16 protein-coding genes are annotated in these 18,717 nt (G+C 73.6%); 4 read left to right on the top strand and 12 right to left on the bottom strand.

Annotation, left to right across the window (positions count from 1 at the left end):
• Positions 1-35 precede the first annotated feature (35 nt).
• From ABII15_RS02425 to ABII15_RS02450, 6 genes are all read right to left on the bottom strand, one after another.
• A complete protein-coding gene (locus ABII15_RS02425) occupies positions 36-1,319 on the bottom strand; it encodes a glutamate-5-semialdehyde dehydrogenase (protein WP_353940568.1) in 1,284 nt (427 codons plus the stop codon).
• A gap of 6 nt (positions 1,320-1,325) precedes the next feature.
• Positions 1,326-2,066, bottom strand: a complete 741-nt coding sequence (locus ABII15_RS02430) for an SDR family oxidoreductase (RefSeq protein WP_353940569.1) — start codon at positions 2,064-2,066, stop codon at positions 1,326-1,328.
• Positions 2,063-2,794 (bottom strand): alpha/beta fold hydrolase, encoded by a 732-nt coding sequence (locus tag ABII15_RS02435; protein ID WP_353940570.1) that lies wholly within the window; start codon positions 2,792-2,794, stop codon positions 2,063-2,065. The genes ABII15_RS02430 and ABII15_RS02435 overlap by 4 nt, the downstream gene beginning before the upstream one ends.
• Positions 2,794-5,946 carry an amino acid adenylation domain-containing protein gene (locus ABII15_RS02440; protein ID WP_353940571.1) on the bottom strand — a complete coding sequence of 1,051 codons (3,153 nt, stop codon included), beginning with the start codon at positions 5,944-5,946 and terminating at the stop codon, positions 2,794-2,796. Before ABII15_RS02440 ends, ABII15_RS02435 begins: the two co-directional genes overlap by 1 nt.
• A complete protein-coding gene (locus tag ABII15_RS02445; RefSeq protein ID WP_353940572.1) occupies positions 5,943-6,197 on the bottom strand; it encodes a hypothetical protein in 255 nt (84 codons plus the stop codon). The genes ABII15_RS02440 and ABII15_RS02445 overlap by 4 nt, the downstream gene beginning before the upstream one ends.
• A 229-nt stretch (positions 6,198-6,426) precedes the next feature.
• Positions 6,427-7,752: an MFS transporter gene (locus tag ABII15_RS02450; RefSeq protein ID WP_353940573.1), complete on the bottom strand. Its 1,326-nt coding sequence runs from the start codon at positions 7,750-7,752 to the stop codon at positions 6,427-6,429.
• Positions 7,753-7,893: 141 nt separating this feature from the next.
• Between ABII15_RS02450 and ABII15_RS02455 the strand changes: the two genes are divergently transcribed.
• Entirely contained in the window at positions 7,894-8,457 is a 564-nt protein-coding gene (locus ABII15_RS02455; RefSeq protein WP_353940574.1) for a CGNR zinc finger domain-containing protein, read from the top strand.
• Positions 8,458-8,501: 44 nt separating this feature from the next.
• Here ABII15_RS02455 and ABII15_RS02460 read toward each other — a convergent pair whose 3' ends face one another.
• Positions 8,502-10,892, bottom strand: coding sequence for a condensation domain-containing protein (locus tag ABII15_RS02460; RefSeq protein ID WP_353940575.1), 2,391 nt, complete (start codon positions 10,890-10,892; stop codon positions 8,502-8,504).
• A gap of 207 nt (positions 10,893-11,099) precedes the next feature.
• On the opposite strand from ABII15_RS02460, the gene ABII15_RS02465 reads away from it, so the two are divergent.
• Entirely contained in the window at positions 11,100-12,644 is a 1,545-nt protein-coding gene (locus ABII15_RS02465; RefSeq protein WP_353940576.1) for an amino acid adenylation domain-containing protein, read from the top strand.
• Between the two features lie 54 nt (positions 12,645-12,698).
• Here ABII15_RS02465 and ABII15_RS02470 read toward each other — a convergent pair whose 3' ends face one another.
• A complete protein-coding gene (locus ABII15_RS02470; protein WP_353940577.1) occupies positions 12,699-13,619 on the bottom strand; it encodes a LysR family transcriptional regulator in 921 nt (306 codons plus the stop codon).
• 246 nt (positions 13,620-13,865) lie between these two features.
• On the opposite strand from ABII15_RS02470, the gene ABII15_RS02475 reads away from it, so the two are divergent.
• Both ABII15_RS02475 and ABII15_RS02480 read left to right on the top strand, forming a co-directional pair.
• Positions 13,866-14,411 (top strand): flavin reductase family protein, encoded by a 546-nt coding sequence (locus ABII15_RS02475; RefSeq protein ID WP_353940578.1) that lies wholly within the window; start codon positions 13,866-13,868, stop codon positions 14,409-14,411.
• 94 nt (positions 14,412-14,505) lie between these two features.
• On the top strand, positions 14,506-15,612 hold the full coding sequence (locus tag ABII15_RS02480) for a Gfo/Idh/MocA family oxidoreductase (protein ID WP_353940579.1): 1,107 nt from the start codon (positions 14,506-14,508) through the stop codon (positions 15,610-15,612).
• A gap of 76 nt (positions 15,613-15,688) precedes the next feature.
• Here ABII15_RS02480 and ABII15_RS02485 read toward each other — a convergent pair whose 3' ends face one another.
• From ABII15_RS02485 to ABII15_RS02500, 4 genes are all read right to left on the bottom strand, one after another.
• On the bottom strand, positions 15,689-16,441 hold the full coding sequence (locus tag ABII15_RS02485) for an alpha/beta fold hydrolase (protein ID WP_353940580.1): 753 nt from the start codon (positions 16,439-16,441) through the stop codon (positions 15,689-15,691).
• A gap of 1 nt (position 16,442) precedes the next feature.
• Positions 16,443-17,201 (bottom strand): 4'-phosphopantetheinyl transferase superfamily protein, encoded by a 759-nt coding sequence (locus ABII15_RS02490; RefSeq protein ID WP_353940581.1) that lies wholly within the window; start codon positions 17,199-17,201, stop codon positions 16,443-16,445.
• Positions 17,173-17,586: an acyl carrier protein gene (locus ABII15_RS02495; protein ID WP_353940582.1), complete on the bottom strand. Its 414-nt coding sequence runs from the start codon at positions 17,584-17,586 to the stop codon at positions 17,173-17,175. Before ABII15_RS02495 ends, ABII15_RS02490 begins: the two co-directional genes overlap by 29 nt.
• 99 nt (positions 17,587-17,685) lie before the next feature.
• Positions 17,686-18,717, bottom strand: a complete 1,032-nt coding sequence (locus tag ABII15_RS02500) for an AvrD family protein (protein ID WP_353940583.1) — start codon at positions 18,715-18,717, stop codon at positions 17,686-17,688.

Below are 18,717 nucleotides of genomic sequence, written 5' to 3' on the forward strand. Positions count from 1 at the left end.
TGGGAACGAGGGGGGTGAGGGGGTGGGGCCGGGTGTCACAAGGAGCTGCGCAGGGTGCCGCGCGCGTCGACGACCCAGCTGTGGGTCACGAGCGCTCCGAGCGTGACGGGGCCCCTGACGTGCATGCGGCCGGTGCTGATGGAGATCTCGGAGCCGAGGCCGAGGGTGGGTCCGTCGTGCAGGCGCAGGGAGCCGTTGACGACGATCGCGGCGGCGTCGACCCGGCGGGCGAACTCCCGGGTGACGTCGGTGTCGGTGGCGACGACTCCCTCGGTGTGGCCGGAGCCGTAGGTCCGGATGTGCCGGACCGCCTCGGCCTGTCCCGCGACCGGGTACACGCCGATCGTGGCGTCGAGGAACTCGCGGCCGAGGTCGTGCTCCTGGAGTTCGCCCAGGCTCCACGGGCGGCCCGGCGCGGAGGCGTCGGCCGTGTCGGGGCGCGGGGCGTGCGCGGCGAGCCGTACGTTCACCGGGCGGTCGCCGCGCTCGGAGGCCCGCAGCAGGGCGGCGACGAAGTCGGCCGCGACCTCCTCGTCGACCAGGACCATCTCGGCGGTGTTGCAGGCGGTGGGCTCGGGCAGCTTGCTGTCGAGCGCGGCCTCGGCGGCGAGGTCGAGGTCGGCGCTGCGGTGGACGTAGAGGTGGTTGACGCCGCCGCCGCTGGCGATCACGGGGATCGAGGAGGCGGTGCGGCAGTAGTCGATGAGGGACGGGCTGCCGCGCGGGATGAGCACGTCGATCGCGTCGGGGCGCTTGAGGAGGGCGCGCAGCTGGGTCCGCCGGGGGTCGTCGATGACGCTGACCAGGCCGGTCGGCAGGCCGGCGGCGTCCAGGGCGTCGTGGGCGACGGCCGCGAGGGCCTGGTTGGTGCGGGCGATCTCCTTGCCGCCGCGCAGGATCACCGCGTTGCCGACGGCGACGGGCAGCAGGGCGCCTTCCACGGTGACCGTGGGCCGGGCCTCGTAGACCATGAAGGCGACGCCGAGCGGCTTGGGGACGCGGCTGCGGGTGCCCCAGGGTCCGGTCGGGACGCCGGCGTCGGGGGCGGTGACCTCGGCGAGTTCGGACAGCACGGCCTCGGTGAGGCGTTCGAGGCCGGCGAGGTGGGCGGTGGTCAGGCGGAGCCGGTCGAGCAGGACCGGGGACAGTCCGCGCTCCTCGGCCGCGGCGACGTCCTCGGCGTTGGCCTCCAGGACGGCCGGCCAGTGGGCGGCGAGCCGTTTGGCCAGCTCACGGCAGTAGGTCTCGTAGGCCAGGTCGCCGACCGGGGGTGCGGTGGCGACGGCCTCGCGGGCGGATACGAGCAGTTCGTCGGTCATGGTCTCCTACCACATGAACTGGCCGCCGTCGACGATCAGTTTCTGACCGGTGACGTAGCGGCTGAGCGGGCCCACGAGGTATTCGAGGGCGTCGGCGATGTCGTCGGGGGAGCCGATGCGTCGCTGGGGGATCTCGGAGAGCACCGCGGCGCGGCGCTCCGGGTCGTCGAGCCGGAACCGGTCGACGAGCTCCTGGGTCTCGGTCATCCCGGGGATCAGGCAGTTGACCCGCACGGTGGGGGCGAGTTCCAGGGCCAGGCACTTGGTCAGCTGGAGCAGTCCGGCCTTGGAGGCGGCGTAGTTGACGCCGTTGAGGCGGGGTCGCAGGCCGGTGGTCGCGCCGATGTTGACGACCGTTCCGGTGCCGGCGTCGAGCATCGCGGGGGCGAGGGCCTGGGTGAGGTGGAAGGGGCCGGACAGGTTGGTGTCGAGCACGTCCTGCCAGTCGTCCTCGGTGAGTTCGAGGAAGGGCCGGTCGATGTTGATGCCCGCGTTGTTCACGAGGACCTCGGGCGTGCCGTGCTCGCCGAGGATCGTCCGGGCGGCGGCGCGCACGGACGCGCGGTCGCCGAGGTCGGCGCGGAGCACGTCGATGCCGTGCTCGTCGGCGGCCCGCCGGGCGGCGTCCTTGTCGGAGCGGTAGAGGGCGATGGTGCGGTGGCCGAGGTCGCGCAGCCGCAGGGACAGGGCCAGGCCGATGCCGCGGGTGCCGCCGGTGACGACGGCGAGGGGGGTCGTGCTGGTCATCGGGGTGTCTCCCGCGGTGTGTCGGTGAGCCGGTCGAGGAAGTCGTCCAGGTGGGACAGGAGCCTCGGTTGGTGGGCCGCCTCGAAGACCTCGAAGTGGCCGCAGTCGAGGTCCCGTACGGTCAGCCGGTCGGTCAACTCGTGCCAGGCGGCGATCTGTTGGTCGCGCTCCGGTCCGGCGCAGGCCATCAGCAGGGCGGGACCGCCGGGCCGGGAGCGGGTGCGGTGCGCGGCGCTGGCCGTCACGTGGGCCAGCGCGGTGGTGCGGGCGCGGGCGGCGTCGGTGCCGTCTCCGAGGTGGCTGACGGACTTCTCGATCGCGTCGAGTACCAGCGTCCGGGCACCGGCGTCGGGGGTGGTGTGCTCGGTGAAGCTGTCGATCAGCACCACGGCGGGGGCCGGGCCGTCCTCGGCCAGGTGTGCGGCGAGTTCCCAGGCGAGTACGCCGCCCAGCGACCAGCCGACCAGGACGCGCGGGCGGTCGGGGATCCGGCCGAGCAGGTCGAGGTAGGCGCGGGTCATCTCCGCGACGTCGTCGTGCGGTTCCTCGCCGGGCAGCAGTCCGGCGGCGCGGATGCCGAACACACTGCCGTGGCGGGCCAGCCGGGCGGCGGTGCCGAGGTACTGGCCGAGGCCACCGCCCGCCGGGTGGAGGAGCACGCTGCTGAGCGGGCCGGGCCGCTGGGCGAGCGGGACGAGCAGCTTGGTCCCGTGGGTCGTGGCCGGCATCAGGCGTCCTCGGCGAGCGCGATGATCCAGGCCGCCTGGGCGCGAACGGTCGGGTCGCGGAAGAAGTCGAGGATCGGGATCTGGACGCCGTACTCCTCCTCGATCCGGGCGCCGGCGGCCATCACGGTCAGCGAGTGGGCGCCGTACTCCAGGAGCGAGCGGTCGACCGGCACCTCCGCGATGCCGAGGAGCTTCGCCCACATCCGCTGGAGGGCCGCGACGAGCGGGTCGTCGGTGGTGGTCACGGCGGGCGCGGACCGTGTCTCGTCCGCCAGGGCCTGCTCGGCCCGGGCGGCGAGTGCGGTGCGGTCCACCTTGCCGTTGCGGGTGGTGGGCACGGTGTCCAGGGGGAAGACCCGGGCGGGCACCATGTAGCCGGGCAGGGTGGCCGCCACGTGCGCGCGGATGCCGTCCGGGTCGGGCGAACGGCCGTCCTCGGGCCGGAAGAACAGGGCGAGGCGGCGTTCGTGCCCTTCCCCGTGCACGACTCCGACGGCGCGGGCCACGTCGGGGTGGGAGGCGGCGGCGCTCTCCAGCTCGCCCAGCTCGACCCGGTAGCCGCGGATCTTGACCTGGTCGTCGTCGCGGCCGAGGAAGAGCAGCGCGCCGCTCTCGTCGCGCAGGACCTGGTCGCCGGTGCGGTACATGCGGGCCCGCTCGTCGTCGGCGTACGGGTCCGGCAGGAACCGTTCTGCCGTGCGTACGGGGTCGTTGACGTAGCCCAGTGCGGGGCAGGCGCCCGCGAGGTACAGCTCGCCGGGGACGCCGCGCGGGGCGAGGTGGCCCGTGGTGTCCACGATGTGCGCCGCCACGTCGGTGATCGGGCGGCCGATGGGGACGTGGGACGGCCAGGGACGGTTGTCGGCGGTGAGCCGGTGCGTGGTGACGGCGTGGGTCTCGGTGGGGCCGTACAGGTTCACCAGGGTCAGGTGCGGGCGGTCGGCGAAGAAGCGGCGGACCCGGTCGTCGAGCAGGAGCTGTTCGCCGGAGACGCAGACGTGGCTCAGGTGCGGCAGATCGTCGCCGGTGTCCTGCGCGGCCCGGACGAACGCGGGCAGCGCGGCGACCGGGAGGTAGACGTGGGTGACCCGGTGCGCGCGCACGCGTTCGACGACGGCGGGCAGGTCCCTGCGGTCGGCGGGCTCGCGGGAGACGAGCGTCCCGCCGGCGACGAGGGTCGGCAGGATCTCCTGGAAGGAGACGTCGAATCCCAGCGGCGCGTACTGCAGGAAGCGGGTGCGCTCGTCCATGTCCAGGGCGTCGAGCTGCCACTCGGTGAGGTTCATCAGGGGGCCGCTGTTCATCAGCACGCCCTTGGGGCGGCCGGTGGAGCCCGAGGTGAACATGATGTACACGCCGTCGGAGGCGCCGGTCGCGGCGGCCTCGTCGGGTGCCGTGTCCACCGGTCCGGCGGTCAGTTCGGCCGGAGTGAGCAGGTCCACGCCCTCGACCGGGTCGTCGCCCACGACCAGGCGGCAGTCCGCCTTGCCGGTCATGTACGTCAGCCGGTCGGCGGGCAGGCCGAGGTCGAGCGGCAGGAAGACGGCGCCGCGGGCGAGGACCGCGAGGACGGTGACGACCGTGTCCACGAGGGTGGTCGTGGTGAGGCCGACGACGGTGCCGCGTGCGACGCCGCGTGCGGCCAGCGCGGCCGCGCCTGCGGCGGCCAGGCGGTCCAGCTCCGCGTAGGTGAGCCGGCGGTCGTCCTCCTGTACGGCGACCTGTCCGGGCCGCTCCGCCGCCGCGGCCCGCACGGCGCTGTACAGATCGGGGCGGGTCAGTCGGCGGCGGTACCCGTCGTGGTCGTGGGAGTCCTCGGCCGAGGCGTCCGCGAAGAGGTCGGCGACGGTCCGGCCGGGCTGTTCGACGGCCCGGTCGAGGACGCCGCGCAGGGACGCGGCCAGGGCGTCGGCGAGGGGTTCCGGCAGCAGTTCGCGGTCGCTCTCCAGCTCGAGGGACCAGCCCTCGGGGCCGGGGGTCACGCCGAGCCAGAGGTCGAACTTGGCGGTGCCGTTGCCGTGTTCGCGCACGCGGCGTACCGCGGATCCGGGCTCGGCGTCGGTCGCGTCCTGGAGCGCGAGCATGCAGGAGAAGACCGGGTTGCGGTTGGTCGAGCGGTCCGGGTCGACGTGGCGGACGATGCGGTCGAAGGAGACGGCGGCGTCGGCACGGGCCCGGCCGGCCTCGGCCTGGACGGTCTCCTTGACGAAGACGTCGAAGGGGGCGTCCCAGGGCACGTCCACGATGAGCGGCAGGGTGTTGACGAAGAAGCCGCACAGGTCGAAGGAGCCGAGGGTGCGGCGTGCCATGACGGGGCTGCCGAAGACGACGCTGGTGTTGGCGGAGTGCCGGGCGAGCACGGCGGCGTAGACGGCGGAGAAGAGGACGAACGGGCTGACGCCGAGCGTCGCGCACAGGCCGTCCAGGTCCGCGGACTGCCGGGGCGACAGCCGGATCTCGCGCCGGGTGCCGGTGAAGTCGGTGGTGACGGGGCGGTTGGGCCGCGGGTTGAGGACGGTGGCGGGGGTGGCCCGCAAGCGGTCGGCCAGGGTCTTCGCCGCGCGCTCCGTCTCGTCGTCGTCCGCGGCGTTGAGCTGGGCGTCCAGCTCGCGCCGCAGGGCGCGTTCGCGTGCGGTGCGCACCGTCTCGACGTCCAGCGTGCCCTGGGCGGACGCGGTCAGGTCGCGGACGAACTGGCGCAGCGAGAAACCGTCGAAGACGAGGTGGTGCACCACGAGGAGCAGCGCCGAGCGGGTGCCGTCGGCGGTGCGGAGCAGCACCGTGCGCAGCAGTGGGGACCGCGTCAGGTCGAAGGCGGTGTCGCCGAGTTCGGCGAGGAGTTCGGCGCGCCGGCGGTCGAACTCCGCGGCCGGGGTGGTGACGTGGTGCAGCGGGGCGTCGGAGGGGACGTCGCCGAGCACGGCGTGCGGGTCGGCGCCCTCGCGGATCGCGAGCCGCAGGGCCGGCTGCACCGCGAGGACGTCGGTGAGGGCCGTGGCGAGGGCGGCCGGGGTGAGGGCGGGGTCGAGTTCCAGCTCGGCCACGACGTTGTAGAGGTGGGGCACCGGCACCGTGCGGTGCACGACGAGGAGCCCCTTCTGGGCGGCGGTGAGCGGGAGGGTGGCCGTGGGGACCTGCGGGGCGATGGTCATCGGAGGCTCTCCTTCGGAATGAGGAGTCCGCGCAGCCACTGCCGGAGTTCGCCCACCGTGTGCACCGAGGCGAGGCCGGTGGGGTCGATCTCCTGGTCCGGGTCGGTGATCAGTTCACTGGCGATGCGCAGCACGGACAGTGAATGCAGCCCCACCTCGGCCAGCAGGGAATTGTCGTCGAATGACGCACGGATGTGTCTCGAAATGACTGAACCTATTTCCGCGTCGGCCATCTCGTCCGCATGGTTCATTACTCAGACTCCTCGGGGAAAGGTCGCTTCGTGGCGCACCACGAATAGTTCAGCAGAGCCCGTCCCGTGGTCAATGGCGACCTTGAGCAGTCATTGAAAGACGTGATTGCCGCCCTCCGCACACGCCTTCCGAAATGGGGTCATCAATAAATTCGATAGATCAACGCAAAAGGAGGAGGCCGGTTTTCCGGCCTCCTCCTTCGAGGTGCGGTGGTGCTGGCGGTGCTCGTCAGGCGGGCGGCTTGTCGCCGAACGCCTCCGCCAGCACGGGCCGGGTGAGCACGCGCAGGAACGGCGGGACGGTGAGGGCGACGGTCGCGGCGAAGAAGCCGAAGGCGAGGCGGAGTCCGAACCATTCGGCGAGCAGGCCCATCAGGCCCGCGCCGACCGGCATCGCGCCCCAGCTGAACAGCCGGCTGACGGCGCCGAAGCGGCCGAGCATGGCGTCGGGCACGAGCCGCTGCGCCATGGTCCGCGCGTTCACCGTCCACAGGGTGCCGCCCATGCCGCCGAGGAAGGCGGCGACGGCCACCGCCCAGAGGTTGGTCGTCACGGCGGGTACGGCCATCATCGCGAAGGTGCCGACGAGGTCGGCGAACATGACCCAGCGGCGGCCGAAGAAGCGGTTGAGCCAGGTGACGGCGAGTGCGCCGACCAGTCCGCCGACACCGAGGGCGCTCAGCAGGGTGCCGTACTGGCTCGAGTTCAGGTGCATCACGGAGGTGGCGAACAGGGGCATCAGGGCGAGCCAGGCGCCCCAGCACGCGCACAGGACGGTGAGGGTGAGCGCCATGGTGCGCAGCAGGGTGTGCTGCCACAGGTAGCGCAGGCCGTCCACGATCTGTACGCGGACGGTTTCGGGAGCGGCGTTCTCGCCGCCGGTCCGGCCGGCCGCGCGGAACCGGCCCACGAGCAGGACGACGACGAGCGAGGCGGCCAGGTACGACACCCAGGTCGTGCCGAGGGCGACGCCGGTGCCCGCCGCGAGCAGCAGGCCGCCGACGAAGGGTCCGGCGAACTCGTTGCAGACCGTCTCCGCGCCCGCGATCCAGGTGTTGGCCCGCTCCCGGCCCTCCGGCGGGGTCAGCGCCGGGATCATGGCCGAGGCCGAGGTGAGGGCGATGACTTCGGCGACGCCCAGGACGAGGCCGGCGGCGCAGAGCACCGGGATGGTCACGGAGTCGGCCGCCGCGAGCGGCATCAGCGCGCCGAGCGCGATCAGCCGCAGGCCGTTGGCGCCCCAGAGCAGGCGGCGGCGGTCGAGGCGGTCCACCAGGACGCCGACATGGAGGGCGGCCAGCAGCCAGGGCAGGGAGAGGGTGAGGGAGACCGCGGAGACCTGGGCCGGGGACGCGGAGGCGCGGGCGGCCAGGAGCGGCAGCGCGATCTTGGTGACGCCGTCGGCGAGGTTGGTGATCGCCGTGAAGACGAGCAGGACGACGGTGTTGCGGGTGCCGCGGCGCGCGGTGGGCTGCGGGAGATCGGGGGCGGGGGCCGCCACGGGCGCGGCGAGCCCCACCGGCGCCCGTGTGGTGTCGACGCTCTGGTCACTCATCAGTCTCCCCTAACCGTCTAACCGTTTTGTTGGTGAACCCGGGATGTCGAGTCTGGCACGGCACCGCACATCGCCGCTACCCGGCAAAGCCGATAGCCGGTTATCCGGTGTAGGCTGGAGCCCCTCGACGGGAGGTGGCCCATGCGTGACGCACCGGCGTCCGCCCAGCTGATCCAGGCGTTCGCCAACACGGTCGATGTCGAGCTCGCGACCGACGAGATCGACACCGCCCGCAAGCTCGACGGCTGGCTGCGCGCCCAGGGGCTGCTGCGCGGCGGCGAGCGGATCGGCGCCGCGGAGCACGTCCTGGGGCTGCGCCTGCGCTCCGGCATCCGCGAGGCCCTGGGCGCGCACGTGGGCGACCGGCCCGACCCGGCGCTCCAGGACGAGGCGACGAAGGCGCTGCGCGACCTGCCCCTCGTGGTCACCGCGGGCGGCGACACGCCGGGCACCCTCGCCCCCGCCCCGCAGCTCACGGCGTCCAGGAAGGCGCTCGCGGCGCTGGCCGTCGCCTGGAGCGAGCTGGCCGTCACCGGCGAGGCCGCCCGGCTCAAGCGCTGCTCGGAGCACGCCTGCGCCTGGGTGTTCTGGGACACCTCCAAGAACCGCAGCGGCCGCTGGTGCTCGATGCGCGTGTGCGGCAACCGCGCGAAGGCCCGCCGTTACGCGGCCCGGCAGGCCGCGGGGGCCGCACAGTCCGGCTGACGGCACACCGGGTCCGGTCCCGTGCGGACCGCGGCGGCCCCGGGTCATCGTGCCGTCGCGGGTGCGCTCATCAGGTCCACCGCCAGCCGGGCCACCTCGTCGACGGCGGGGGCCGTCAGCAGCTCGTAGTGACCGGCCGCGACGCGTGCCGAGCGGGTGTCGCCGGCGAGGAATCCCCGCCAGCGGTCGAGGTCGCTGTCGGCGAGATCCGCCGCCACCACCAGCGCCGGTACGTCGACGGCCCGCAGCGCGCGAGGGGCCGTCATCGCCGTCACGTGCCGCCGGTGCAGGGCGTGCCGTGCGTGCAGGGCGTCCCCGACGGCGTCGCCGGAGGTGACGCGCAGCAGAACGGCCAGGGTGTCCAGGGCATGGTCCTCGCGCGGCCCGAGGCTGAGCCGGTCCGGCACGTGCGGCAAGGGGGCCGCGCCGCGCAGGACGGCGCGGGCGAAGGCGTCGGTGCCCGTCTCCGGCACGTCACCCGGCACCGGCGCGTCCAGCAGGAGCAGCGGCGGGCAGTGGTGGCCCCGCGCCCGTAGTCCGGCGGCGATCTCGTGGGCCAGCAGACCGCCCATGGACCAGCCGCCGAGCAGGTCGGGCAGTCCGTCGGCGAGCAGTCGGGCCGTGTAGCGGGCCGCCAGGTCCGCGATGCTCGCCCCGGCGACGCCGTCGTCCTCGCTGACCGTCACCCGCCAGTCGCCGGGGAGCGCTCCGGCCAGTTCGCGGTAGGGCAGGACGCCGACCCCCGCGCCGTGCACGAGGTGCAGGTGCCGGCCGCCGGGCTCTCCCGTGCGCAGCACCACGGTGCGCGCGAGGGCGGGCGGCGCGGTCGGGCCGGGGGCGGCCGGGTCCGTCGCGGCGGGGCCCAGCAGCCGTTCCATCCGCGCGGGCGTCGGCTCCTCCAGCCAGGCCTCCAGGTCCAGTTCGGCTCCGGTGTTCTTCTCGACGCGGGCCACCAGCTCCAGTACCTGAAGGGAATGACCGCCCAGGGCGAAGAAGTCGTCGTGGGGGCGCACGACGCGGCCGAACACGCGCTGCCAGTCGGCCAGCACGCCCGCCGCCGCTGCCGGCTCGGCGAACGCGGTCGCGTCCGGGGCGCCCGTCGGCCGGGCCGGACGGGCCGTGGCCCTGGTGGCCACCCGCAGGTCGGCCACGCGGCATCCCCCGGCCGTCGAGGCGGCCAGGACCGCCTCGACGTCGGCGAGGAACACCCGCACGGATCGCTCGCTGAGCGCGCAGGTGTCGTACTCGACCTCGAGCACCGTGTCCCCGCCGTCGTCGAAGACGCCGACGAGGAGCTGGCAGCGGGCGCTGGTCGACGGGCTCGCCAGCAGGCGGGCGGGCTCGTCGCCGAGCATGATGCCCGAGCCGATCCCGCCGTGATGGGTCACGAGGACGGGCGGGACGGTGCCGAGCGCGGCCCGGTCCTCGTCGCTCAGCCGCGCGAACACCTCGGGATAGGTCACGTGCTGGAACGGCAGGCTCTCCCACAGGCTGTCCCGCGCCCGCGTCACGACCGCGTCGAAGGTGTCCTGCGCACCGATCTCGTCGGCCAGCAGGACGGTGTTGGCGCGGTAGTCGACACTGCGCTGGTCGGCGAGGGTCGGCCGGTTGGCCACGACCGTGCCGACGGTGGTCCGCCCCGACGCCCCGCCCCGGGCGAGCACCGTGCGGACCGCCGCGAGGTGCACGGCGAACTCCGTGCAGCCCACGCGCCGGCCGATGGTCTCGACGGCGACGCGCGAACGGGGTGTGAGGGTGTGGCGCAGCACCGCGCCCGAGCCGGGCGCGGCGCCGGAGGGTTCGGCCACCAGGGCCGCCGGTCTCGCGCCGCGCAGCCGGTCCGTCCAGAACCCGGTCTCCTTCGCCGTGGGGGCGGCGCGCACCGCCTCCTCGGCGGGCGTCGGGGCGGCGGTCTCCTGGGCGAGCGCCGCGATGCCGCCGTCCCGGACCGCGACGTAGGCGCGGTGCAGGTCGTCCAGGAGCAGCTGTACCGCCCAGCCGTCGACGACCGCGTGGTGGGCGGTGAGCACGAGCTCGTCGACCGGCCCGACGCGCACCAGCGTGAGCCGGACCAGCGGCGCGTCGTCGAGGACGAACGGGATCGCGTGCAGCCGGGTGGCCACTTCGTCCAGCAGCTCCGGCGCGCTGCGGCCCTCGGGGACCCGCTCCCACACCACCTGCTGGGGCCGCGCGTCGAAGGGCGCCGGGTGCACGATCCGTACGACGGTCTCCCCGTGGCGCTCGAACGCGCTGCGCAGCGCCGTGTGACGGTCGACGACGTGCCGCCACGCGGCCGTCAGGACCGCCGGGTCGAGGCGGCCGGTGCGCAGCCGCCAGGTGAGGTTCATCAGGTCCTTGCGCCCACCTCGGTGCTGGATCCACCAGAGCGCTTCCTGGAGCGGTGAACTGGGCCGGACTTCTGGATTCGGGGTCACGGGGGTCCTCACCGGAGAAATTGGAGTTTCGAACCGAGGTGGGGGGCGTGAAATAGTCCCGGGTCCGGGGGCACGACCACAAATAGAGTATTTGGATAATCAATCGGCGCCCGGCCCCGCGAAACCTCGCCCTTGACTCTTCGGTGAGCACGGAAAAGCATTCTTCCAACCCTCCATCGACCGCGCCACGGAAGAGGACCGGACATCATGACTGCCATCAGGACCATGTACGACTGGTTCGCGGACTCCGTTGCCCAGTACGGCGACCGGCAGACCGCGCTGGAGGTCGCCGGCGAGGTGCTGACCTACGCCGAGCTCGACGCGCTCGCCGCACGCGTGGCGGGTGAGCTCGTCGCCGCGCACGGCGGCGTGCCCGCCCGCGTCGGCCTGCTGGCCGCCCGCAGCACGGCCGCCTACGCGGGCTACCTCGCCGTGCAGCGCCTCGGCGCCGTCGTCGTGCCGCTCAACCCGTCCTGGCCGGCCGCGCGGAACGCGACCATCGCCGCCGACGCCGGTCTCGACCTCGTGATCACCGAGGACGGCACGGATCTGGGGACGCCCGCGGTGGACCTGCCCGCCGCCCGCACGGCCGCCCTGCGCTCCGGTCCGGTCCCGGACCTGCCCGCCTCGGCCGCGGGACCCGACGACCTCGCCTACATCCTGTTCACGTCGGGCTCGACCGGCCGCCCCAAGGGCGTGCCCATCGTCCACCGCAACGTGTCGGCCTACATCAGCCATGTCGTGCCCCGCTACGAGCTGGGCCCCGGGGCCCGTGTCTCGCAGACCTTCGACCTGACCTTCGACCCGTCCGTGTACGACATGTTCGCCGCCTGGGCCTCGGGCGCCGCGCTCGTCGTGCCGGACAAGAAGGACCTCCTGACACCGGTGCGGTTCGTGAACACCGCGCGCATCACGCACTGGAACTCCGTGCCCTCCGTCGCCTCCATCGCCATGCGGCTGCGCGCGCTCAGGCCCGGCTCCATGCCGACCCTGCGCTGGAGCCTGTTCTGCGGCGAGGCGCTGACCCTGCGTCACGCGGAGGCGTGGCGGGCCGCCGCCCCGCAGTCCGTCCTGGAGAACATCTACGGCCCCACCGAGATGACCGTCACGTGGACGGAGTTCCGGCTCCCCGACGCCGTGCAGGACTGGCCGCGGCCGGCCAACGGCACGGTGCCCATCGGAACGCCGTACCCGGGCCAGGAACACCTCGTGCTCGACGAGGAGGGCCGGCCCGCCGAGACCGGCGAACTGGTGGTGCGCGGCTCGCAGCGCTTCCCCGGCTATCTGGACCCGGCCGACGACATCGGCAGGTTCCTGCGCATGGTGGACGGGACCGCGGTGGTCCACGACGGCACGACGCCGCTCACGGCCGACCACTGGTACCGCACGGGCGACCGGGTGGGCCATCTCGACGGGGCGCTGGTGCACCTCGGCCGGCTCGACCATCAGCTCAAGATCCGCGGCTACCGGGTCGAGCTCGGGGAGATCGAGTCGGCTCTGCTCGACCTCGCCGGCATCGCCGAGGCCGTCGTCCTGGCGGTGCCGGGGCCGGGCGGCGACATCGAGCTCGGCGCCGTGTGCACCGGCACGATCACGGACACCGCCGAGGCGCTGGAGCGGCTCGCCGCACGGCTGCCCGCGTACATGGTGCCGGGCTCCCTCACGGTCCTGGACACCTTGCCCCTCAACGCGAACGGCAAGGTGGACCGCAAGGCCCTGACGACCTTCCTCGGTACGGCGATCGCCGCCTGAGACGCCGGGCGTGCCGACGCCCGCCGGGTCACGCGGCACCCGGCCCGGCGGGCATCAGCACGCGGGGCGCAGCGCGGGCCCGTCGGTGGCCTCGCCCTCGGCCAGCACCTGACGTGCCGCGTCGAGCACGGTCGCGAAGGACGGATCGTCGTCGAGTCCGCGGCGCCAGACGCACTGCGAGAAGACCTCGAAGGGCGGCCGCCAGCGGATCGGTCCGAGCGCGCCCTCGCGCAGTTCGTCGCGCACGGCGACGGTGGGCAGCAGGGCGATCCCGATGCCCTCGCCGACACCGCGCTTGACCGCGTCGACCGAGCCGAGCGCGAGGACACCGCCCGCCGGTTCGCCGGTCCCGGCCAACTCGGCCTCCAGGCCGCGCTGGTAGCCGTTCCAGCGGTGTGCGCACACCAGGGTCTCTGCCGCGAACTCCGCGGCCGACGCGACGACCCTCCCGGCCAGCGGGTGGGACGGCGCCGCCACCAGGCTCAACGACTCGCGGCGCAGCGCGCGGTGGCGCACGTCGGGCGTGACGGGGCGGGGGCCGATGAAGAAGGCGCAGTCGACGCGCTCCTCCCGCACCAGGGAGACCGGATCGGCGTCGAGTCCGCGCAGGGCGACCCCGAGGCCTCCGTGCCGCAGATGCAGATACTCGATCAGCGGCACGAGACGGTACGTGGTGATGCACTCGGCGGCGCCGATCGCCAACCGGGGTGTCTGGTCGGCGGGTTCGGCCACGGAGTTGCGCGCCATCTCGCTGAGCCGGACGATGCGGCACGCGTAGTCGTGCAGGCGCCGCCCCGCGGGCGTGAGCTGGGCTCCGCCGGCGGTGCGGTCGAGCAGCGGCGCGTCGAGGATCTGCTCCAGCGCCTTGATGCGTGCGGTGACGGTCGGCTGCGCCAGCCCCAGCAGGCGCGCGGCCTGGGTGAAGCTCCGTGACTGCGCGACCGCCAGGAACGCGTCGAGCTGCTTTATGTTCACGGCCCGACCCCGTTCGACGTCCGACCCTGCGCATGGACGTGCACGATGAACCCCAATCGTCCGTGGTGCGGAACGCGCGGCCAGAATCCGGTCGGCATTCGGGCCGCGCCTGGAGGACGCACGAGTCGCCCCGCTGTGCGACCTTACGGACGAGGAAAGGGAGTTGCACCCGTTGTCGGTGTTGCCCTCACCAATACCACCGAGGGGCACTTGCCCGGTGCCTCGGACACGACGAACCATGGCGGTATGACCTCGCCAGTCGCGCCCCCTCACATCCAGCGTCCCCTCGACTTTCCGGCCCCCGCGTCCGGCCGGATCGACCCCGATGAATTCCGTGCCGCCCTGGGCAGGTTCACCACCGGAGTGGTCGCCGTCACCGCCCTGCACGGAATCGACTCCACGCCCGCGGGCGTGGTCGTGAATTCCTTCACCTCGGTTTCCCTGGATCCCGCCCTGGTGCTTTTCTGCATGGCCCGTACGAGCAGCAGCTGGCCCAAAATACGTACCGCGGAACGCTATTGCGTGAACATACTCGGGAAGAACCAGCGCGAGATCAGCACGCGGCTCGCCTCCCCGGGCGGCGACAAGTTCCGCGGGCTGAGCTGGAGCACCACGCCCACCGGCGCGCCGGTCCTGGACGGGACGCCGGCCTGGCTGGAGTGCTCCACCGAGGCCGAGTACCCGGCCGGTGACCACGACGTGGTCGTCGCGCGCGTCCACCGCATCGGCGGCCACGGAGCGGACGCGCCGCTGGTGTTCTACCGCGGGGCGTACGGACGCCTGGCCGACTGACGCCGTGGCGGTGGGCAGGGCCCGCCGTCCCCACCGAACCGCCGACCGACCCACTCCCCGACCCGCTCACCGAATCGATCAGAGGAACTTCTTGATGACAGCAAGCACCGGCTCCCGCAAGCCCATCGGCGTGGGCATCGTCGGCCTCAGCGCCGACGGAGGATGGGGCTCGCGCGGCCATGTGCCCGCGCTCCGGGCCGTGGACGGTTACGAGCTGCGCGGACTCGCGGCCTCCTCGGCCGGGTCCGCGCAGCGGGCGGCGGAGCACCACGGCGTCGCGGCTGCCTACTCGAACGTGCACGACCTGGCCCGCGACGAGAACATCGACCTGGTGGTGATCTCCGTACGGGTGCCCCGGCACCGCGAGTTGATCCTGCCCGCGCTGGAGGCGGGCAAGGCCGTGCTCAGCGAATGGCCGCTCGCCACGGGGCTCGACGAGGCCGAGGAGCTCGCCCTGCTGGCCGAGCGGCACGGGGTGCGCACGGCGGTGGGGCTGCAGTCGCGCTCCGCGCCGGCGGTGCGCTACCTGCGTGACCTGATCGCGGACGGCTACGTCGGGGAGGTCCTGTCGACCACGCTGCTCGGCTCGGGCGGCGGCTGGGGTCCGGCCGTGGGCTCGGGCGGCGCGTACACCGTCGACCGGAGCAACGGGGCGACCCTCATGACCATCCCGTTCGGTCACACCCTCGATGCCCTCACCATGTGCCTGTCGTCGTTCACGGAGCTGAGCGCGACGACGGCCACGCGGCGTCCCACGGTGCAGGTGTCCGACACCGGCGGGAGCATTCCGATGACCGCCGAGGACCAGATCGCCGTCTCCGGCCGGCTGGCGAGCGGCGCGGTCGCCTCGCTGCACTACCGGGGCGGTTCGAGCCGGGCGACCAATCTGCACTGGGAGATCAACGGCACCGACGGCGACCTGGTGATCTCGGGGAACACCGGGCACCTGCAGTTCGGCCAGTTCGACATCAGCGGCGCGCGCGGCAAGGACCAGCGGCCGGCGCCGCTGCCCGTCCCCGCCCGGTACCAGGAGGTCTCCGGCGTGGACGGCCCCGCGGGCGTCGTGGCGCACGCGTACGCGCAGTTGCGCGAGGACCTGCACACCGGCAGCAGGACGGTGCCGGACTTCCGGCACGCGGTCGAGCACCACCGGCTGCTGGACCGCATCGCGAGGTCCGCCGAGACCGGGACCCGCCAGTAGGCGCCGGGGACTGCGGCACACGGATCCGCCCCGCAGACATCTGTCTGCGGGGCGGATCCGTGTGCGCGTCCGGGCGTCAGCCCGGGGCGGTCTGCGACCGGCACGAGGTGACGAGTCGGGCGCACACCGCTTCGGCGTGCTCGTAGAGGTAGAAGTGCCCTCCGGGCCAGGTGTGGCAGGGCACCGGGCCGCTGGCGAGGGCGGACCACTCCCCCAGGGCCGCCGCGGGCGCCAGCGGATCGTCCTCCCCGCCGAACACGGACAGCGCCGTCCGCAGCGGGGTGCCTGGCGTGTAGGCGTAGTCCGCGACCAGGTCCATGTCGGCGCTCAGGGTGCGCGCCACCAGCCGGGCGAGGGCGTGCCGGTCACCGCGGCCGGCGGGGTCACCGGTCGGTCCGCCCAGGCCGTGCACCTGGCGCAGGAGGTCGCGGGCCCGCCCCGGCGGGCCCGGGGAGCTCACGAACCGCTGCGGGGCCCGGCTTCCCGAGACGCCGAGCCAGCACGGCCCCCTCCGCTCCGACTCCAGTGCCCGCGCCACTTCGAAGGCGAGCAGCGCTCCCAGACTGTGGCCGAAGACGGAGAACGGGCCCGACAGCGCCGGCCCCAGGGTGGAACGCAGGTAGTCGACGGCTTCCACGGCCGTACGACATCGGTCCCTGCCCCGGTCCAGAAGGCGGCCGGGCAGGTCGACGCCCCAGACCCGCCAGTCCGCGGGCAGGTGGGGCAGCAGCGGGGCGAACCCGCGCGACGAGCCGCCCGCGTGGTGGAACAGCACCAACGTGTGGGCGGGCTCGCCGCGCAGGGCCGGGTTGAGGTCGAGGATCGGCATCTCAGGCGACCAGCTCGGCGAGGAGGGAGCGTCCGGGGTCGAGCGGCACCGGGTTCTCCTTGTACAGGGACTCCATGGCCAGCCAGTGCACCCGTACCCGGGCCCGCTCGGTGCCGCGCAGCGCGGCGGCCGCGACGTGCTGCGGACCGCAGGGCACGTCGACGACCTCCCAGCCGTCGGGCCGCAGCGCCGGGTCGGCGCCGAGGTAGTCGGCGGCCAGGGGGCGGCCGAGTCCGGTGCCCAGGCCCTTCAGGTAGGCCTCCTTACGCGTCCACAGCTGCCCGAAGCCGACGACGTCCGCGGGCCCGGTCGCCAGCTCGCGCTGTTCGTCCGGGTGCAGGGCGGGAGTGCAGACGTCGACCGTCTTGGGCGCGGGGACCTTCTCCACGTCGACGCCGAGCGGCACCGTCGAGATGCCGATGAGGGCCATGCCGTTGCTGTGGGAGAGGGAGAAGTGCAGGGGTGTGTCGGGGTATTCGAGGACCGGCCGGCCGTGCGGCTCGTCGCAGCAGGGGCACGCCTCGCGGCCCATCCGCAGACTGCGCGGATCGGTGTCCAGGTAGGCGCTGAGCAGGCGGCGCAGGGCCACGTGCGCGCTGCTGTAGAGCAGCCGGCCCGCCTCGCGCCGGCACGTCCCGGCACGGCTGCGTTCGGCCGCGTCGAGTTCGGTGAGGTCCAGTTCGCCCGTGCAGCTGCCGAGCGGCGGCTGCCGCAGGATCCACAGGTCTGCGCTACTTTGCGGCGGGATCGGCAATGTCACGCTGTTCAGTCCCTGCCTTGGATGGAGCGAGGAGTCGGTCGAGGTAGCGGGCCAGGGTTCCGGTGTCGGGGGCCCGCAGGATGAAGGTCAGTTCGGGCTCGACCGCGAGGGCGGCGGCGAGACGGCGCTGGAGTTCCAGGCCGATCATGGAGCCGACGCCGAGATCGGTCAGGGTCTGGTGCCGGTCGACCGCGGTCGGCGGGCAGTCGAGCACGTGGCCGATCTCCTGGCGGACGAGGTCCTCCAGGAGGCGCTCCCGCTCGGCGGGGTGCGCGGGCCAGGACGAGGGCGGTGCTGCCGGGGGCAGCCGGAGTTCGGGTTCCTGAGGTCGGGTCTGCGACGGGCTGAGGGAGAACCAGTCGAGTACGGCCTGATCCACTGTCATGTGTCTCTCTGTCGGTCACGGTCGGGGGACGGCCGGGGGCGCGCCGTGCGCCGGGGGGATGGCGGGCGCGCCACCGGCCGTGTCGGGTGAGCCGTCGTTTCAGTCCGCGACGACGGCGCTCGGCGGCAGTTCGTGGGCGAAGCCGCACCGCAGGTTCACGCCGGCGAGCTCCCCGGTGATCTCGACGCTGCGCCACAGTCCGCCGCGCAGCGGCAGCAGCCGCCGGCTGCTGAGCGTGGCCCGCGCGGCGTGGGGCTCGGGGCCGGTGTGCGGCGGCTGCTCGGGCGGGGCCTCGAGAACCGTCTGCATCATCCACAGCGTGTTGCTCTCGGACCGGCTGATGGAGTCGAGTTCGTACAGGAGCACCTGGGCCAGCTGGAGATTGACCACGAAGGCGTCGATGAGGGAGACGGCCGACCGCCGGCCGCCCTCGATGCCGTCGGGCGCGGGCTCGGTCTCCGGGTCGAACGTGACGCCGGCGCGGGCGGTGAACTCCTCCAGGTCGACGCCGACGTCACGGATGTGGTGGCGCCGGTGCTTGAAGCCGCCGCCCCAGAACCGGTCCCGGTCCGGGCCGAGCGCGTCCTCGAGCCCGTGGTAGCGGGCCTCACTGACGGCGCGGGTGCTGATGTCGTGCTCGATCTCGCAGCGGACCTGGAGGTTGCCGACGGTGCAGTTGTGCACGGACCGGAAGCGGCCCTCCCGGTCGGGGCGTGCCTCGGTGCTCACCAGACGGGCCGCCAGCGGGATGTCCACCAGCTCCTCCTGGGGGGCGCCGCCCGCCCGCAGCACGACCTTGAGCAGGCGCATGCGGCGGCGGGCCGAGGCGTCCAGGCCGTACCCGTAGGTCAGGTGGAGCTCCGCGAGCTGGACGCCCAGGACGAGGGCGTCGACCGTGCTGAGGTGCGGCCGCAGGTCCGTGCCGTCCTTCTTGCGGGACCAGTCGGCCGGGTAGGCGACGTCGACGGTGCCCCGCACCCCGGCGTCCGGGGCGTCGACCGGAGCGACGACGATGTCGCCGACGCGGTACTCGGCGCGCTGGTAGCCGCGGGAGAAGAACCGCGTCTCGCCGGGGCCGAGATAGTCGTCAATGGACGGCAGCCGGAGGTGCCGATCGATACTGGTGGTCAC

Origin of the sequence: Streptomyces sp. HUAS MG91, assembly GCF_040529335.1 — a bacterium.
GTDB lineage: Bacteria > Actinomycetota > Actinomycetes > Streptomycetales > Streptomycetaceae > Streptomyces > Streptomyces tabacisoli.

Excerpts from the sequence above, each read along its gene's own strand:
- ABII15_RS02485 (WP_353940580.1), bottom strand. The coding sequence starts at position 16,441 with ATGCCGATCCTCGACCTCAACCCGGCCCTGCGCGGCGAGCCCGCCCAC.
- ABII15_RS02440 (WP_353940571.1), bottom strand. The coding sequence starts at position 5,946 with ATGACCATCGCCCCGCAGGTCCCCACGGCCACCCTCCCGCTCACCGCC.
- ABII15_RS02465 (WP_353940576.1), top strand. The coding sequence starts at position 11,100 with ATGACTGCCATCAGGACCATGTACGACTGGTTCGCGGACTCCGTTGCC.
- ABII15_RS02475 (WP_353940578.1), top strand. The coding sequence starts at position 13,866 with ATGACCTCGCCAGTCGCGCCCCCTCACATCCAGCGTCCCCTCGACTTT.
- ABII15_RS02425 (WP_353940568.1), bottom strand. The coding sequence starts at position 1,319 with ATGACCGACGAACTGCTCGTATCCGCCCGCGAGGCCGTCGCCACCGCA.
- ABII15_RS02435 (WP_353940570.1), bottom strand. The coding sequence starts at position 2,794 with ATGCCGGCCACGACCCACGGGACCAAGCTGCTCGTCCCGCTCGCCCAG.
- ABII15_RS02455 (WP_353940574.1), top strand. The coding sequence starts at position 7,894 with ATGCGTGACGCACCGGCGTCCGCCCAGCTGATCCAGGCGTTCGCCAAC.
- ABII15_RS02450 (WP_353940573.1), bottom strand. The coding sequence starts at position 7,752 with ATGAGTGACCAGAGCGTCGACACCACACGGGCGCCGGTGGGGCTCGCC.
- ABII15_RS02495 (WP_353940582.1), bottom strand. The coding sequence starts at position 17,586 with ATGACAGTGGATCAGGCCGTACTCGACTGGTTCTCCCTCAGCCCGTCG.
- ABII15_RS02480 (WP_353940579.1), top strand. The coding sequence starts at position 14,506 with ATGACAGCAAGCACCGGCTCCCGCAAGCCCATCGGCGTGGGCATCGTC.
- ABII15_RS02445 (WP_353940572.1), bottom strand. The coding sequence starts at position 6,197 with ATGAACCATGCGGACGAGATGGCCGACGCGGAAATAGGTTCAGTCATT.
- ABII15_RS02430 (WP_353940569.1), bottom strand. The coding sequence starts at position 2,066 with ATGACCAGCACGACCCCCCTCGCCGTCGTCACCGGCGGCACCCGCGGC.